This is a genomic window from Streptomyces vastus, assembly GCF_039532825.1.
In the GTDB taxonomy this organism is placed as follows: Bacteria; Actinomycetota; Actinomycetes; order Streptomycetales; family Streptomycetaceae; genus Streptomyces; species Streptomyces vastus.
This window is the reverse complement of record NZ_BAAASJ010000014.1, coordinates 1-16,808: the sequence shown is the minus strand read 5'-3', so window position 1 is coordinate 16,808 and position 16,808 is coordinate 1. Positions and strand designations below refer to the sequence as shown.

Here is a 16,808-nt window from a genome sequence, read left to right as displayed (position 1 = left end):
GGACTGGTGGGGCCGCTTACGGTCATGCACATGCACCCTCGGAATGTGTGGCAGGCCATGTCCCGGCCGGGCTTCCTGCTGTCGGCCTGGCCCTGGCGCGCCGCCGCGTATCTGCTCACCGGCGCGGTGACCGGCGTCGCCACCTTGGTGGGGATAGTGACGGTGGCAGCGGTCTGCGGTGCGCTCGCCATCGTCTTGGTGGGGCTGCCCCTGCTCGTCATGGTCGCCCTCAGCGGGATCCCAGTGGCCTGGGTGGAGCGGCGCAGGCTGCGCCTGATCGACCACAACCCGGTGTCCGGCCGGCACCAGGTGCCGACCGCGCCGGGACTGTGGGCCTGGCTCACCACACGGCTCCGCGAACAGGGGACCTGGCGGGAACTCGGGTACACGCTGCTGTTCGCCGGGCTGCTGTGGCCGGTCGACGCCCTGGCGATCACGGTCGCGCTGTTCTTCCCGCTGTCCATGGTCGCCACCCCGCTGCTGATGGCCACGGTCGGCGACGGCCACGAAGCGAAGGTGCTCAAGCAGTGGACGGTCACCACCTGGCCGACCGCGTTAGGCGTCGCCGTACTGGGCCTGCTCCTGATGGGCCTGGGCGCATACGTGCTCTGCGCCACGGCGGGCGCCCGCGCAGGGCTGGCTCGGCTGCTGATCGCCTCCCGCGAGGGCGAGCTCGGTGCCAAGGTAGTCGAACTGGCCCGCTCCCGCGCCCGGTTGGTGAATGTCTTCGAGGCCGAGCGGCGCCGTATCGAGCGCGATCTGCACGACGGCGCCCAACAGCGCCTTGTGGCCCTGACGATGGCCCTCGGGCTGGCCCGCCTCGATGCCCCGCCCGGCCCACTCGCCGACCAGCTCACCAGGGCCCACGAGGAGGCGGGCAAGGCGCTCGCAGAACTGCGCGAGCTCATTCAGGGCATCTACCCCAAGGTCCTCACGGACTATGGCCTTCAAGCCGCGGTCGCCGATGCCGCCGACCGCTGCGTGGTCCCCGTCGACGTCGACCTCAAGCTGCCAGGCCGACCAACCGAGGCAGTCGAGTCCGCGGCGTACTTCGTGGTCTGCGAGGCGCTGGCCAACGTCGCCAAGCACAGCGGGGCCGACCACGCACAGGTGAGCGGCGGTCATCGCGACGGACGCCTGTTCCTCGAAGTGCGCGACGACGGCTGCGGCGGCGCGGACCCCTCGGCGGGCAGCGGGCTCACCGGTCTCGCGGACCGGGTATCGGTCCTGGATGGCAGACTTGCCCTGACCAGTCCGCCGGGTGGACCGACTCTGTTGCGTGTGGAGTTTCCTTGCGAGTTGACCGAGGCGGCCGACCGCTCCGCGTAGTGCTGGCCGAAGACAGCGTGCTACTGCGGGAAGGACTCATCGGCCTGCTCAGCCGCTGCGGCCACGAGGTGGTGTCGGCCGTCGGGGACGCGCCGGCACTGATTTCCGCTGTCGAGGAGCATGCCCCCGACATCGTGGTGACGGACGTACGTATGCCGCCCGGTTTCCAAGACGAAGGACTGCACGCGGCAGTGCGGCTGCGCGAGAAGCGCCCCACACTCCCGGTCCTGGTCCTCAGTCAGTACGTGCAGCGGACGTACGCCGCCGAACTCCTGGACTCCGGCGACGGAACAGGCGTCGGCTATCTGCTTAAGGACCGAGTCGGCCAGGTTGAGGAGTTTGTAGAAGCGCTGCACAAGGTGGCGGACGGCGGGACGGTGGTCGACCCCGAGGTGGTGCGCCAGTTGCTGCGCCGCCGCCGCGATCCGCTGGAGCAGCTCACTCCGCGCGAACGCGAGGTGCTGGCACTGATCGCCGAAGGCAAGTCCAACGGCGCGATCGCCAAGGAGCTGGTGGTCTCCGAAGCGGCGATCGGCAAGCACATCGGCAACATCCTTACCAAGCTGGACCTGCCTCCGACGGACAAGACCCATCGCAGGGTCCTGGCCGTCCTCACTTACCTGCGGGCCTGACCCACCGAGCGCACCGGGTCGCCATGCCTGGCCGACATCGACCGCGACCAGGATGCTGAGCTGGAACGAGTGCTTGCTCTCGGCGCACGGCCCAACGGCATTGGCCGGACCGGCACCGAAAGTTGGCATGTTCTGGCCGACCCCGAGGCAACGAGTTCTGCCTCCTGCGCACCCAGCTCAAGCCCCTGTGGCAATTCTGTCCTTCGTGCGAGGCCCTATACGCGGCTTTGAGGAAGAGGAAAACGACATCAAGACGGGACCGCGCCGCCGACACGACCGCGGAATCGAGCCGTGAAAACGCAGGTCACTCAAACTCGGGAGGACACGGCTCACAGGAACCTACATGAGCGACTGACGACAAGCCGCCACCCGGCTACGGCAGGGGTGGCGGCTTCGTCAACTCGTCGTAGATGCTGAGGACTTGGGCTACGGTCTCGTCCTCGCTCGGCCAGGATGCTGCCTGCAGCGTGCCCTTGTCCTTCAGGACCTCACGCCGCTGCGGATCCTCAAGTAGGCGTACGACGGCGTCGGCGAGCGCTTCCGCGTCCCCGTGCGGTACGAGTTCGGCGGCGTCCCCGACCAGTTCGGGGACCCCTTCCATATCGGCCGCGACGAGCGGCACGCGCGCGTGAAGGGCTTCCTGAGCGAGTACGGAGCGCGCTTCACCCCCGCCGGGCAGCAGGGCGAGATCGGCTGCCGCCAGCAACTCGCCGACGTCGTCACGGCGCCCGACGAGACGTACCGGCAGCCCTTCGTCCTCGATACGCCCCTGAAGTTCCGCGCGCAGCGGTCCCTCCCCGGCGATCACGAGCAGCGGTACGGGATCCAGTCGCCGCCAGGCACGCGTCGCGTCCAGCAGCGTGTCGTACCCCCGCAGCCGCTCGAGCGAGCCGACAGCCATCAGCAACGGCCGGTCCGTGGCACCGAGTTCGGCCCGCGCCTTGGGACGCAGCCGCTCGAGCTCCTCGCCCACGAAGGCGGGCCGCCGCACTTCCGGCAGCGCGACCGCGGCGAGCCGGGCATCACGCGCCCCGCTGCGCCGGGCCCGCTCCACAAGGTCGGACGAGACCCCGAGGACCACCGAAGCGGCCTTAGCGACCCGCCGCTCCAGCAGTCGCAGCAGATGCGCCCGCGCGCCCTCCTCGTGCGAGCGGTTGTGCCAGGTAACGACGAACGGAACACGCCGCCCACTGAGCGCCATGGCCGCCCTCATTCCGGCATGCAGCCCATGTGCGTGCACGAGATCGGCGTCCGCACAGGCCGCCCGCAGCGCGGCCACGGAAGCCGGGTCACTCCGCCGCGGCACGTGCACATGCCGGGCTCCGGCACCGCTGAAGTCATACGCCCGGTCCGCCGCGGCCGGCGCACACACGGTGACCCGCACGCCTCGCGCCACGAGGCCGGACGCCAACGACCGCACATGCGCGCTGCTTCCCGCACTGCCGCCTCCGAGCACCTGCACGGTACGCAGCGCCGATCGACCATGCGACAACTGGCTGCTCACGGTGGTGCTCACGTGGCCGGGGCTCCTGGTTCAGCGACGGGCGGTCACGAAGAAAGTACAGAGAAAGTACAGAGATGACGCGCACGGGAACGCTCCGTTGGGGTGTAGGGAGTGTTCGCCTACACCCAAGGATGCCAGGACATACGGGCGTTCCGGACCACGGTGGGGCGGTGGGGGACAGATCGGCCCGCGGAGCGGGCGCGAGACGGGACCGCGGCGCGGCGGCTTCCCGTCGTCCTAACCGTCCCCCCGAGCCGTCGCCAGCAGCTCCTCCGCGTGGGCGCGGGCCGTTTCCGAGTCCTCCTGGCCCGCCAGCATGCGGGACAGCTCGCGGACGCGGTCCTCGCCCTCCAGGGCCTTCACGCCGGAGCGGGTGACCGAGCCGTCGTTGGTCTTCTCGACGAGGAGCTGCCGGTCGGCGAAGGCTGCGACCTGGGGCAGGTGGGTGACGACGACGACCTGTGCGGTCTTGGCGAGGCGGGCGAGCCGACGCCCGATCTCGACCGCGGCCTTGCCGCCGACGCCGGCGTCGACCTCGTCGAAGAGGTACGTCGGCACCGGGTCCGTACCCGCGAACACGACCTCCACCGCGAGCATCACGCGCGACAGCTCACCACCGGAAGCGCCCTTGGCGATCGGCCGCGGTGGCGCCCCCGGATGCGGCGCGAGAAGCAGCTCGACCTCGTCGACACCGGCAGGCCCGTACGCGACCGTACGACCGCCCACCTCCACGCCGTCCGGGTCCTCCGTCTGCCGGATCGCGAACGACACGCGCGCGTGCGGCATGGCGAGCGAGGCGAGCTCGGCGGTCACGGCTGCGGCGAACCGCTCGGCGGCCTCCGTGCGAGCGTCCGTCAACGCCTGCGCCAACCCTCCCAGTTCGGCCCGCAACGCATCCCGCTCGGCCGTCAGGTCACCGATCCGGTCGTCGTCGCCCTCCAGCTCCAGGAGCCGCGCGGCCCCCTGCTCGGCCCAGGCCAGTACGGCGCTCACGTCCTCGCCGTACTTGCGCGTCAGCGCGGTGAGCGCGGCCCGCCGCTCCTCCACCGCCGCGAGCCGCAGCGGATCGGCGTCCAGGTCGTCGGCGTACCCCGCCAACTCCCCCGCCACATCGCCCAGCAGAATCCCGATCTCCCCGATCCGGTCGGCGAGCGAGGCCAGCGCGGCGTCATGGGAACGCACCGCTTCCAGTGCCCGGTGCGCGCCGGCGACGAGCGTCGTGGCGTCGATGCCCTCGGGATCCTCGGGGTTGCCCGCCAGCGCCGCGTGCGCCGCCGTGGCCGCGGACGCGAGCGCCTCGGCGTGCCCGAGCCGCTCGGCCTCGGCCGCCAGCTCCACGTCCTCACCCGCCCGCGGCTCCACCGCCGCGATCTCGTCGAGCCCGAAGCGCAGCATGTCGGCTTCCTGGGCACGTTCGCGCGCACGCGTGGTGATCTCGTCCAGTTCGGTCGAGATGGCACGCAGCCGACGGTAGGCGCTCGCGTACTTGGCGAGCGGCACGGCGACCGCGTCCCCCGCGTACCGGTCGAGCGCCTGCCGCTGCCGGGACAGCTTGAGCAGCCCCTGCTGATCGCTCTGCCCGTGCACGGCCACCAGCTCATCGGCGAGCTCGGCAAGCACCCCCACAGGCACGGAACGCCCGCCCAGATGCGCCCGAGAGCGCCCCTCGGCAGACACGGTACGGCTGATCAGCAGCGCCCCGTCGTCGAGCTCGGCCCCGGCCTCCTCGGCCCGTACGACCGCCGAGGCGCCCTCAGGAACGGTGATCCGCCCCTCCACCACAGCATTCTTGGCACCGATCCGCACGAGAGCCGCATCCGCACGCCCGCCCAGCAACAGCCCGAGGCTGGTGACCACCATCGTCTTGCCCGCCCCGGTCTCACCGGTAACAGCGGTGAAGCCGGGCGACAACTCGACAACGGCGTCATCGATGACTCCGAGCGACCGTATCCGCATCTCCTCCAGCACGGACACGACCATACGAGGTCAGGGGGCCCGTGTGCGACGCCCCCCTGACTTCGTTGCGTGAAGGCGCAGGCATTTAGGGGCGCGGGGAACTGCGCGACCAGCCACAACGCACCCGCAGCGAACACACGAACCCCGGGGAGCCTGGGGGCGGAGCCCTCAGTTTCGGGAAGGGGCGGGGCTGGGGCAAAAACCCCTAATGCGGCGCCCCACGCCAACCCGCCACAGGCAACGCGAACTTGGCGACAAGCCGATCAGTGAACGAAGCATGGTGCAACCGAGCAAGCCGCACCGGCACAGCCCCCCGCCGAACCTCCACCCGCGCCCCCTCCGGCAACTCAATCGTCCGTCGCCCATCGCACCACAACACCCCATGCGGAGTGTGCGGCTGAACCTCCACGGCAAGCACCGAATCCGGCGAGGTAACCAACGGCTTGGCGAACAGCGCATGCGCACTGATAGGCACCATGAGCAGCGCCTCAACCTCCGGCCACACCACAGGCCCACCTGCGGAAAACGCATACGCCGTAGACCCGGTAGGGGTCGCGCAGACTATCCCGTCGCACCCGAACCCGGTGACGGGCCGCCCGTCGATCTCGAGCACCACCTCAAGGAGCCGCTCCGCGGAAACCTTCTGCACGGCGGCCTCGTTCAGCGCCCAGTCGGTATGCACGACATCACCGTTGCTGTGCACGACGACATCGACGGTCATGCGCTCCTCGACCTCGTACGCACGAGTCACCACCCGGTCGACAACCTTGTCGAGGTCGTCACGCTCAGCCTCCGCAAGGAAGCCGACACGCCCCAGGTTGACGCCGAGCATCGGCACCCCCGAGGCGCGCGCGAACTCGGCGCCACGCAGCAGCGTGCCGTCACCGCCCAGCACGATCAGCAGCTCACACCCGTCGAGGCACTCGGGAGTCGCCTCCTTGACGAGTTCCACCGTCGGCGGCAGCGGCAGATCGGCCGCCTCGGCCTCGAGCACCCGTACACCGAGCCCGGAGCGCAGCAGCCCCTGGACGACGAGTTCGGCGCTGCGGATGGCCGCGGGCCGCCCGGTGTGGGCCAGCAGGAAAACAGTACGAGCTCGGGTATCGGTCAACGCGGCCCCTCCGCCACTGCACGGTCTACGTCGGCCGGGTCCAGTTCGGGTGCACCGGCTCGCAGCCACAGAAAGTACTCGACGTTCCCAGAGGGCCCGGGCAGCGGGCTGGCGGTGACGCCCTTCACCCCGAGCCCCAACCCCCACGCGTGCCGGGCCACCCCGCGCACGGCCTCCGCCCGCAGTTCAGGGCTGCGTACGACACCGCCGCTCCCCAGCCGCTCCTTGCCCACCTCGAACTGCGGCTTGACCATCATCACCAGATCGGCATCGGGCGCCGCGCACCGCACGAGGGCGGGCAGCACCAGTCCGAGCGGGATGAAGGACAAGTCACCGACAATAAGATCCACCGGCTCCCCATCGATCGCCTCCAACGTCAACTCGCGTACGTTCTTACGGTCCTTGACGGTGACCCGTTCATCGCTTTGGAGTGACCATGCCAGCTGCCCGTAGCCGACGTCGACGGCGACGACGTGGGCGGCTCCCGCGCGCAGCAGTACGTCGGTGAATCCGCCGGTCGAGGCACCGGCGTCCAGCGCCCGCCGCCCCTCGGTCCTGAGGCCGAGCGGCACGAAGACCTTCAGCGCCCCCGCCAGCTTGTGGCCGCCGCGCGACACATAGTCGGGCTCGCTGTCGTCCCGGGCGATCACGATCGCGGCGGCCGTCTCCACCTGGGTGGCGGGTTTCGTCGCGACGGTCTTGCCGACGGTGACCCGCCCGGCGGCGATCAGCTGGCCGGCGTGCTCACGCGAGCGGGCGAGCTTCCGGCGGACCAGCTCGGCGTCGAGGCGGCGTCGTGCCACTCCTGCCACGTTCGGTTCAGCTCCTGTTGTTCATGCTGTACGGTCCCGGGGCCCTCGGAGGTCTCTCCGGCCCCGGACGGGCGTCGAGCGCGGTGAGCGCGTCGCGCAGCCCCCGGTGCACATCCTCGTACACCTCGATGTGCCCGTCCGCAGCAAGGTGGTCGGCATCGGCCAGCCGGTCCAGCTGGGCGTCCACCTCGGCATTCCCGGTGGGCGTGCGCGGCACGTTCAGCGGGGCGGGGGCGGCGGGAGCGTATGCGGGTCCGCTCTCCGCGCCGACTACGAGTCCGGCCCCGGTTCCGGCCGCCGGTCCGACGTCGAATCCGGCCTCGGGCCCGGTTCCGGATACGGCCCCGGAGTCGCTCTCCGGGCCGGCTTCGGGTCCGGTCTCCGCGCCGGCGTCGAGTCCAGCCCCGGATCCGGACTCCGGGCCGGCCTCGATTGCGTCCTGCGCGCCGGCTTCGAGCCGGGTCTCGAATCCGGTCGCCGGTACGGCGCCGAATCCGGCTCCAGGTGCGGCCCCGGATCCGGCCGCCCGGCCGACGTCGAGTCCAGCCCCGGATTCGGTTTCCGGGACGGCCTCCAGATCAGCCTCGGGCCCGGCAGCCGGGCCGGCCTCCGGTTCGGCGGGACGTTCCCAGTCGTTCATGCCCCGACGCTACCGCGAAGCGCTGGGGTACCGTCGTCCGCGATGGCCACGATTGAGGAGTGCCGCAGCGCGCTCGACAAACTCTCGGACAACATGGCGGGCGCGGAAGGCGACGTGCGCAGTGCCGCCGCCCTGGACCGCTCGCTGAGCTGCCGTATCACCGACCTCGACATCACCTTCGTAGGGCGTCTCAAGGACGGCGGCATCGAGGTGCTCGACACGGTGCAGGGCCTTCCGCCAGAGAAGGCCCAGATCCGGCTCACGATGAGCGGGGACGATCTGGTCGCCCTGGTGAACGGCGAGCTGCACTTCGCGAAGGCCTGGGGCTCGGGCCGGGTCAGGCTCGAAGCGGGTCTGCGCGACCTGCTCCGGCTCAGAAAGCTGCTCTGACCCATCACCCTGTTCAAGGCCTTCAGGAACCCTTCGCGACACCGACGGCAGCGGACGTACGCGCCTTCCGCGCCGCCGGCACCACCAGCGGCATACCCGTCTCCGGATCGTCGATGACCTGGCAGCGCAGCCCGAAGACCTCCTCGACCAGCTCGGCCGTGACGATGTCGGACGGCGCGCCCTGCGCGATGATCGCCCCCTCTCGCAGGGCGATCAGATGCGTCGCGTACCGGGCCGCGTGGTTGAGGTCGTGCAGCACGGCGACCAGGGTCCGGCCCTGCTCCTCGTGGAGTTCGGCACACAGGTCGAGTACGTCGATCTGGTGCTGGATGTCGAGATAGGTGGTCGGCTCGTCGAGCAGCAGCAGCGGCGTCTGCTGGGCGAGCGCCATGGCGATCCAGACGCGCTGGCGCTGACCGCCGGAGAGCTCGTCGACATAGCGGTCGGCGAGTTCTGCGACTCCGGTCGAGGCCATCGACTCCCGTACGACCCGCTCGTCCTCCGACGACCACTGCCTCAGAAGCCCCTGGTGCGGATAGCGCCCGCGGCCCACCAGGTCGCCGACCGTGATCCCGTCGGGCGCGATCGACGACTGCGGCAGCAGCCCGAGCGTTCTGGCCACCTTCTTCGCGGGCATCGACTGGATGACCTGCCCGTCGAGCAGCACGCGGCCCTCGCTCGGCTTCAGCATCCGTGACAGGGCGCGCAGCAGGGTGGACTTGCCGCAGGCGTTCGGGCCGACGATGACGGTGAAGGAGTTGTCGGGTATCTCGACCGACAGCTGCTCGGCGATGACCCGCTGGTCGTAGGCGAGGGTGACGTTCTCGGCGGACAGACGGTTCGTGGACGGGCCGTTCACAGTGCGAGTGCTCCTTTGGATGTTCGTGTGCGGCCCGCCATCGGCGCCCGTACTCGTCTTGCCGTCGGTGTTCATATTCGGCCCGCCTTGCGCTCGGTGACGAGGAGCCACAGCAGATAGACACCGCCGAGCACCCCGGTCACCACCCCGACGGGCAACTGGTCGGCGCCGAAGGCCCGCTGCGAGGCCCAGTCGGCGACGACCAGCAGGGTGGCACCCATGCACATCGCGGGCATCAGGTTCGGCCCCGGCGAGCGGGTGAGGCGCCGGGCGAGCTGTGGCGCGGTGAGCGCGACGAAGGCGACCGGGCCCGCGGCGGCGGTGGCGGCCGCGGTGAGCAGCACAGCGGCCAGCATCAGCAGCATCCGCGTCCGCTCGACCCGCACCCCGAGTGCATACGCGACGTCGTCGCCCATCTCCAGGATGTACAGCCCGCGCGCGTTGCCGAGGACGAGGGGTACGAGGACGGCCCACATCCCGAGCAGCGGCCAGACCTGTTCCCAGTCACGGCCGTTGAGCGAACCCGTCATCCACACGACCGCACGGGCCGCGTCCACGATGTCGGCCTTGGTGAGCAGATAGCCGTTGACGGCCACGGCCATCGCGGAGACACCGATACCGACCAGGACCAGTCGATAGCCGTGCACACCCCGCTTCCAGGCGAGCACATAGATGGCGAGTCCGGTCACCAGACCGCCGAAGAGCGCCCCGAGGGTGACCTCGGCCGCACTCCCCGAGAACAGCACGATCATGGTGAGCGCGCCTGCCGTCGAGCCCTGCGCGAGACCGAGCACGTCCGGACTGCCCAGCGGATTGCGGGAGATGGCCTGGAAGAGCGCGCCGCCGAGCCCGAGCGACGCCCCGACCAGGAGGCCGACGAGAACCCGCGGCAGCCGCAGCTCGTTGACGATGAACTCCTGCCCCACGTCGCCGTTGCCGAACAGCGTCTTGAGCACGTCGCCGGCCGGGATCGGGAAGTCGCCGGTGCCGATGAGGACGACGCTCGCAGGGAGCGCGGCCACCAGCAACAGAACGACAACCGTCAGCGAGCGGACGTCGATACGGACGGACAGCCCGCCGCGGGCACGGACGGGCCGGGCGCGGAACGGCCGGGCGGAACCGGCCTGCTTGGTCAGGACCTTCACAGCTGAGCCGTCCTCCGCCGTCGTACGAGAAAGATGAAGACCGGGCCGCCGAGGATCGCGGTGACGATGCCGACCTGGAGTTCGGCGGGCCGCGCGACCATCCGGCCGACCACATCGGCGCCGAGCAGCAGCACCGGCGAGAGTACGGTGGCGTACGGCAGGATCCAGCGCATGTCGGGCCCGGTGAAGGACCGTACGACGTGCGGGACCATCAGCCCGACGAACACGATCGGTCCGCAGGCCGCCGTCGCGGCCCCGCACAGCAGGGTCGCGGCCGCCATGGACAGGGCGCGGGTACGGCCCAGATGCGCGCCGAGCGCACGGGCGGTGTCGTCGCCCATGGCCATGGCGTTCAGCGGCCGGGCGAGAGCCAGCGCCAGGACCGTACCGATCGCGAGGAACGGCAGCACCTGCTCGATGGTCCTGTCGCTGGCCGAGGACAGCGAACCGACCGTCCAGAAGCGCATCTTGCCGAGCGCCGCCTGGTCCATGATCATCACGGCTTGCAGATAGCCGTAGAGCGCGGCGCTGAGCGCGGTGCCGGCGAGCGCGAGCCGCACCGGCGTCGCGCCCCGGCTGCCGCCGAGCACGTACACCAGGACCCCGACCACGGCCGAGCCCCCGAAGGCGAACCACACATAGCCGCTCAGCGAGGTGACGCCGAAATAGGTGATGGCCGTGACGACGGCCGCGGACGCGCCCGCGTTGATGCCGAGCAGCCCGGGATCGGCCAGCGGGTTGCGGGTGAGCGCCTGGAGGACGGCCCCGGCGAGGCCGAGCCCGGCGCCGACGAGCAGCCCGAGGACGGTACGCGAAAACCGCTCGCTCACCACGACGTCGCCGTACGTGCCCGAGTCGTCGAACAGGCCGTGCCAGACCTGGCTCAGCGACAGGTCCTTCGCACCGATCGCGATACTCGCCATCGCGATGAGCACCAGCACCGCTATGGACACGAGGAGCCCGGCGGCCCGTATCGCCTGTCGTTTGGGGGGCGCGGAGGCGGTCTCCGCGTTCGGTTCGGGGCGACTGTCGACCAACACGCAGTTAGGTTAGCCTACCCTCCCTATCTGGCTCGATTCGTGCGCCTGCGGGACGCCGTCGGTCCTGCGGACCTGCGCGCCAGGCCGGTCCCGGAGCCCTGGAATTCCGGCGTCAGGGGCCGCCTGCGGCTCAAAGTGTCCAGCGTCCCAGCCGTTCAAAAAGCCCGTCCGTCAAAGTCCCAGCCGCGCCAGTGCTTTGCCCCCGTCCAACTCGCATGTCCCGTCCCCCGCAGCCGTCCAGGCGGCGGCGCACAGCGCCCGCAGCCCGTCGAGAGCCTCGCCCTCGCCCTCCAACTCAAGCCTCCCCCACTCTCGGCTTCGCTCGAGCGGGGGGACCCCCACATCGCCGACCGTTGCGGTCCAACCCCCACAGCGGAATCCCTCGCCTACCGCGACGACTTCGGGCTGCCCGGTCAACAGCCCGCGCAGATCGGCATCCACGTACGTCGGCCGGTGCTTGGGCGAAGCGGCAAGCAGCTGCTCGCCGTCCGTCACCCCGGTCAGCACCAGCAGGGAGTCCACTTCGCCGTTGAAGGCGCCCTCGATATCCGTGTCCAGCCGGTCCCCGACGACCAGCGGCCGCGCCGCTCCCGTCCGCAGAATCGTCTCCCGGTGCATGGGCGGCAGTGGCTTTCCGGCCACCTGCGGCTCGGCGCCCGTCGCGATGCGTACGACCTCCACGGCCGCCCCGTTGCCCGGAGCGATCCCCCGCGCACTGGGGATCGTCAAGTCGGCGTTGGAGGCGAACCACGGAACCCCGCGCGCGATGGCATAACAGGCCTCCGCGAAGCGCCCCCAGGGCAGCTCCGGCCCGCCGTACCCCTGCACCACCGCCACCGGCTCGTCCTCGGCCGACTCGACCGGTACGAGCCCACGCTCGCGCAGCGCGACCCGCAGTCCGTCGCCGCCGATCACCAACACCCGTGCTCCCGCGGGCACTTGCTCGCTGATCAGCCGGGCCACGGCCTGCGCCGAGGTGATGACGTCCGACTCCTCGGCCGGTATCCCCAGCTCCGTGAGGTGCGCGGCCACCGTGTCGGGTGTCCGCAGCGCGTTGTTCGTGACGTACGCGAGATGCATCCCGCCCGCGCGAGCGGTGCCGAGCGACTCGACGGCGTACGCGATCGCCTCCCCGCCCGCGTACACCACACCATCCAGGTCGAGCAGCGCCGTGTCGTACGCCTCGCTCAGGGGCCGGTCGCTCCCCTCGGGCCGCATCCTCACGGTCTGGCTCATTCCGCATCGCTCCTCGTTCGATCCCATTGCCCCGATCATCGCGCATGCCACTGACACTCTTACGATGCACCAATGAACACTGCAGGTCCCGCGGACGTACCGGCCCGCATGGGCCTTGACCTCACCCCGTTCCGGGGCCTGCGCTACGACCCGAACCGGGTCGGCAGCCTCTCCGCCGTGACCTCACCGCCGTACGACGTGGTCGTACGCCCCGACGGACTGCACCACCTCGAATCGTCCGATCCGCACAACATCGTCCGTCTGATCCTCCCCCAGGCCGCCACGCCCGCCGCCCGCAACAAGAAGGCGGCGGACACTCTCCAACGCTGGCTCGCCGAGGGCGTCCTGACCGCCGACTCCGAGCCAGGCTTGTACGTCTACGAACAGCGAGCCGGCGACGGCATGCTCCAGCGCGGCCTCATAGGCGCCCTGCGCCTGTCGGAGCCGTCGGAGGGCGTGGTCCTGCCGCACGAGGACGTCATGCCGCACATCGTCGCGGACCGCGCGGACCTGATGCGCGCCACCTCCGCGAACCTCGAACCCCTCCTCCTGACCTACCGCGGCAACGGCTCCGCCGACGACGCCACCGCCGTCATCGAGCGCACCGCCCAGCATCCGCCGCTCCTGGCCACGACCACGGAGGACGGCTTCAGCCACCGCCTGTGGTCGGTGACCGACCCCGAGGACCTGACCGCGATCCACAAGGACCTGGCCCGCCACCAGGCCCTCATCGCGGACGGCCACCACCGCTGGGCCACGTATCTGCGCCTGCGCGCCGAACACCCCTCCCCCAGCCCCTGGGACTTCGGCCTGGTGCTCCTGGTCGACACCGCGCGCTACCCGCTCCGCGTCCGCGCGATCCACCGACTCCTGCACCACCTCCCCGTCGCGGACGCCCTTTCCGCCCTCGGCGACTCCTTCCGCGTCCGGCCCGTCCAAGGCACCCTCTCCGATGCCCTGGAGGCCCTCTCCGTAGCGGCCGCCGGGGGAAATGCCTTCCTCCTTGCGGGCGATGGCGCCTTCCACCTGGTCGATCGCCCCTCCCCGGACCTCCTCGCCCGCACGATCCCGGCCGACCGTCCGGAGGCCTGGCGGACCCTCGACGCAACGGTTCTGCACGCCGCGCTCCTCGACCACATCTGGCGCATCCCGGACGTCCCGGAGCACATCGCGTACATCCACGACACCGCCGCCGCCGTCGCCAAGGCCGAACACGACGGTGCCACGGCCGTCCTGATGCACCCGGTCCGCGAGGAGGTCGTACGCGAACTGGCGAGCCGGGGCGTCACGATGCCCCGCAAGTCGACGTCGTTCGGCCCGAAGCCGGCATCCGGCCTGGTACTGCGCACACTGGAACGCTGATACACGAATGGGCGGGCCCCGTCAGGGAGCCCGCCCATGTGCGCGCACGTCGCGTACGCCTCCTGTGTCGGCGTCAGTCGTCCAAGTCGTCCAAGTCGCCCTTGTCGTCGGGAGCATCCCTGTCCGCGGCGTCGTTCACGACCGGCTCGGGCGCCGGGGCGTCGAGGGTTGCCGCGGCTTCCACGGCCTCGATCTCGGGACCGTCGGCGCTCTCGTCGAGGGTCTCCTCGTCCAAGGCATCGACGAACTCCACGCCATCCATCTCGGCGAGCCGGTCCGAGGCATCCGTACTGCCGTCCTTGTCGGACTCGACGGCCTTCGCGAACCACTCGCGTGCCTCGTCCTCACGACCGGCCGCGAGCAGCGCGTCGGCGTACGCATAGCGCAGCCGCGCCGTCCAGGGCTGAACCGAATTCGAGGCGAGCTCGGGGCTCTGCAGCGTCACGATGGCCGCATCGATCTGCCCCATGTCGCGCCGTGCCCCGGCCGCCACGAGCCGCATCTCGACCTGCCCCGCCTTGTCGAGCTTGTGCACCTCGGGCGCTCCGGCCATCTCCATGGCCTTCTCGGGCCGTCCCAGACCCCGCTCGCAGTCCGCCATGACGGGCCACAGGTCCACGTTCCCGGTCATCCGCCGCGCGGCCCGGAACTCGGCGAGCGCCTCGCTGTACTTCTGATTCGCGTACGCCGCGAAGCCTGCCGCCTCACGCACGGCAGCCACGCGCGACGCCAGCCGCAGTGCGACCCTCGAGTAGCCGTACGCCCCCTCGGGGTCCTCGTCGATGAGCCTGGCCACCATCACCAGGTTCTTGGCGACATCCTCGGCAAGCCCCTTCGGCAGACTCTGCAACTCCTGCCGTACGTCCTTGTCGATCTCCTCGCCGGTGACGTCCTCGGGGATCGGCAGCCGCTTGATCGGCTCGCGATCCCGCTCCTCACGGAAGCGCCCGCCCCCACGCCGGTCGTCGCCCCGCCGGTCGTCCCGCCCCCGGAAACCACCGGGCCGCCCCCGGCCGTCCTCACGCCGCGGCCCACGCCCGCCACGCTCGTCCCGCCCACGCTCGTCCCGCCCACGGAAGCCACCCCGGCTGTCGTCCCGCCGGAAGCCACCGCGCTCCCCACGGTCACTGTCCCGCCGGTCGTCACGGCGCCCATAACCGGCACGGTCACCCTGCCGCTGCTCATCACGCCGGTCGTCCCGACGATCATCCCGGCGATCGTCACGCCGGAAGCCACCACGATCGTCGCCTCGACGGTCATCCCGGCGGGGACCACCACGCTCATCGCCCTGCCGGTCATCGCGCCGCTCATCGCGCCGGAGAGCCGGACGGTCATCCGACCGCCGGACCCCGCCACGGTCACGATCATCGCCCCGCCGCTCGTCGCGACGGAAACCTCCGCCACGGTTCTCATCCCGACGGAAACCGCCGCGCTCGTCACGGTCTTCACCACGGCGATCATCCCGCCGGAAGGCCGGCCGCTCCCCGCCACCGGTGTTGTCACGCCGGAACGCCGGGCGGTCGCCACCACCACGACTGTCATCGCTACGGAAACCACCACGGTCACCGCCACCACGACTGTCGTCCCGACGGAAACCACCACGATCTCCGCCACCACGACTGTCGTCCCGACGGAAACCACCACGATCTCCGCCACCACGACTTTCATCCCGACGGAAACCACCACGATCTCCGCCACCACGACTTTCATCCCGCCGGAAACCACCACGATCTCCGCCACCACGACTTTCATCCCGACGGAAACCACCACGATCGCCGTCCCTGCGGTCGTCGCGACGGAACCCCCCGCGCTCATCATCGCGACGGTCGTCACGACGGTACGGCGGCCGATCGCCGTCACGCCGAGGCCCACCACGGTTGTCATCCCGCCGGAACCCACCACGATCGCGGTCACCGCCACCACGGCTGTCATCACGACGCTCGTCGCGCCGCGGCCCACCTGAGCGATCGTCACGACGGAACGCCGGACGGTCGCCACGATCCCGGTCGTCGCGCCCACGGAAGCCGCCGCCACCACGGTTGTCATCGCGCCGGAAGCCACCGCGCTCGCCACGGTCGTCACCACTGCGGTCGTCCCGCCGGAAGGCCGGCCGGTCACCCCCACCGCTGCTGTCACGGCGGGCGGCCTGCCGGTCGCCCTCACGCCGAGGCCCACCACGACTGTCATCCCGACGGAACCCACCACGATCACCACGGTCACCGCCACCACGGCTGTCATCACGGCGGTCGTCGCGCCGACCGTAGCCACCACGGTCGTTGTCGCGTCGCGGCCCCCCGCGGGAGCCGCCGCGGTCACCACTGTCCCGGCGGCGCTGATCGCGCTCCGGTCGCTCGTCGGGAGAGTTGGTGGACATGGTGACTCCTGTCTTAGGTACCGCAAGTCATTCTCGCGCAGTCGAGTACCGTGCGCGCACTTCGGAAAAACAAAAAAGGACCTCTGGTCCCAGCAAGTCGCTGGGACCAGAGGTCCTCCAAAGATTGTTCGGCGGCGTCCTACTCTCCCACAGGGTCCCCCCTGCAGTACCATCGGCGCTGTAAGGCTTAGCTTCCGGGTTCGAAATGTAACCGGGCGTTTCCCTCACGCTGTGGCCACCGAAACCCTAATGGTTTCGAGCGAACAAGCACACTCTTCAATTAAATGTTCTGCTCAAAGCCGACAACGGTTCGTTGTCTCAGAACCAACACAGTGGACGCGAGCAATCTGGGGACAAGCCCTCGGCCTATTAGTACCAGTCACCTCCAGCGGTTACCCGCCTTCCAGATCTGGCCTAT

At 70.4% G+C, this 16,808-nt stretch carries 15 protein-coding genes, 1 rRNA gene and 1 pseudogene; 5 read left to right on the top strand and 12 right to left on the bottom strand.

From position 1 onward, the window contains the following. The first annotated feature begins 57 nt into the window (after positions 1–57). From ABD357_RS04865 to ABD357_RS04855, 3 genes and pseudogenes are all read left to right on the top strand, one after another. Entirely contained in the window at positions 58–1,329 is a 1,272-nt protein-coding gene (locus tag ABD357_RS04865) for a sensor histidine kinase (RefSeq protein WP_344387835.1), read from the top strand. Further along, a complete protein-coding gene (locus ABD357_RS04860; RefSeq protein WP_344387698.1) occupies positions 1,329–1,961 on the top strand; it encodes a response regulator in 633 nt (210 codons plus the stop codon). The genes ABD357_RS04865 and ABD357_RS04860 overlap by 1 nt, the downstream gene beginning before the upstream one ends. A 39-nt stretch (positions 1,962–2,000) precedes the next feature. Continuing rightward, a pseudogene (locus ABD357_RS04855) lies at positions 2,001–2,149 on the top strand (VOC family protein); the annotation flags it as partial. Positions 2,150–2,334: 185 nt separating this feature from the next. On the opposite strand, the gene ABD357_RS04850 reads toward ABD357_RS04855, so the two are convergent. The 5 genes from ABD357_RS04850 to ABD357_RS04830 all read right to left on the bottom strand — a co-directional run bounded on the left by ABD357_RS04850 (position 2,335) and on the right by ABD357_RS04830 (position 7,777). After that, a complete protein-coding gene (locus ABD357_RS04850) occupies positions 2,335–3,477 on the bottom strand; it encodes a glycosyltransferase family 4 protein (RefSeq protein WP_344387697.1) in 1,143 nt (380 codons plus the stop codon). A 225-nt stretch (positions 3,478–3,702) separates the two neighbouring features. After that, positions 3,703–5,445 (bottom strand): DNA repair protein RecN, encoded by a 1,743-nt coding sequence (recN, locus tag ABD357_RS04845; RefSeq protein ID WP_344387696.1) that lies wholly within the window; start codon positions 5,443–5,445, stop codon positions 3,703–3,705. Between the two features lie 181 nt (positions 5,446–5,626). Continuing rightward, positions 5,627–6,532, bottom strand: coding sequence for an NAD kinase (locus ABD357_RS04840; protein ID WP_344387695.1), 906 nt, complete (start codon positions 6,530–6,532; stop codon positions 5,627–5,629). Then, positions 6,529–7,344, bottom strand: a complete 816-nt coding sequence (locus ABD357_RS04835; protein WP_344387694.1) for a TlyA family RNA methyltransferase — start codon at positions 7,342–7,344, stop codon at positions 6,529–6,531. Before ABD357_RS04835 ends, ABD357_RS04840 begins: the two co-directional genes overlap by 4 nt. Positions 7,345–7,351: 7 nt before the next feature. Next, positions 7,352–7,777 carry a hypothetical protein gene (locus tag ABD357_RS04830; protein ID WP_344387834.1) on the bottom strand — a complete coding sequence of 142 codons (426 nt, stop codon included), beginning with the start codon at positions 7,775–7,777 and terminating at the stop codon, positions 7,352–7,354. A gap of 249 nt (positions 7,778–8,026) precedes the next feature. On the opposite strand from ABD357_RS04830, the gene ABD357_RS04825 reads away from it, so the two are divergent. Then, positions 8,027–8,374 carry an SCP2 sterol-binding domain-containing protein gene (locus tag ABD357_RS04825; protein ID WP_344387693.1) on the top strand — a complete coding sequence of 116 codons (348 nt, stop codon included), beginning with the start codon at positions 8,027–8,029 and terminating at the stop codon, positions 8,372–8,374. 22 nt (positions 8,375–8,396) lie between these two features. Here ABD357_RS04825 and ABD357_RS04820 read toward each other — a convergent pair whose 3' ends face one another. From ABD357_RS04820 to ABD357_RS04805, 4 genes are all read right to left on the bottom strand, one after another. After that, entirely contained in the window at positions 8,397–9,308 is a 912-nt protein-coding gene (locus tag ABD357_RS04820; RefSeq protein WP_344387692.1) for an ABC transporter ATP-binding protein, read from the bottom strand. After that, entirely contained in the window at positions 9,305–10,378 is a 1,074-nt protein-coding gene (locus ABD357_RS04815; protein ID WP_425584743.1) for a FecCD family ABC transporter permease, read from the bottom strand. The genes ABD357_RS04820 and ABD357_RS04815 overlap by 4 nt, the downstream gene beginning before the upstream one ends. Then, a complete protein-coding gene (locus ABD357_RS04810; RefSeq protein WP_344387691.1) occupies positions 10,375–11,418 on the bottom strand; it encodes a FecCD family ABC transporter permease in 1,044 nt (347 codons plus the stop codon). Before ABD357_RS04810 ends, ABD357_RS04815 begins: the two co-directional genes overlap by 4 nt. Positions 11,419–11,589: 171 nt before the next feature. Beyond that, complete coding sequence (locus ABD357_RS04805; RefSeq protein WP_344387690.1) at positions 11,590–12,654, bottom strand: HAD hydrolase-like protein; 1,065 nt, start codon at positions 12,652–12,654, stop codon at positions 11,590–11,592. 72 nt (positions 12,655–12,726) lie between these two features. Between ABD357_RS04805 and ABD357_RS04800 the strand changes: the two genes are divergently transcribed. Next, the gene (locus tag ABD357_RS04800; RefSeq protein WP_344387689.1) at positions 12,727–14,016 is read left to right on the top strand and encodes a DUF1015 domain-containing protein; all 1,290 of its coding nucleotides are present in this window, start codon (positions 12,727–12,729) and stop codon (positions 14,014–14,016) included. Between the two features lie 73 nt (positions 14,017–14,089). On the opposite strand, the gene ABD357_RS04795 is transcribed toward ABD357_RS04800, so the two are convergent. The 3 genes from ABD357_RS04795 to rrf form a co-directional block, all read right to left on the bottom strand. Continuing rightward, positions 14,090–14,923 carry a tetratricopeptide repeat protein gene (locus tag ABD357_RS04795; RefSeq protein WP_344387832.1) on the bottom strand — a complete coding sequence of 278 codons (834 nt, stop codon included), beginning with the start codon at positions 14,921–14,923 and terminating at the stop codon, positions 14,090–14,092. Then, a complete protein-coding gene (locus ABD357_RS44565; RefSeq protein ID WP_425584746.1) occupies positions 14,815–16,284 on the bottom strand; it encodes a hypothetical protein in 1,470 nt (489 codons plus the stop codon). Before ABD357_RS44565 ends, ABD357_RS04795 begins: the two co-directional genes overlap by 109 nt. Before the next feature lie 232 nt (positions 16,285–16,516). After that, a 5S ribosomal RNA gene (gene rrf, locus ABD357_RS04785) occupies positions 16,517–16,633 on the bottom strand. Positions 16,634–16,808: the final 175 nt, after the last annotated feature.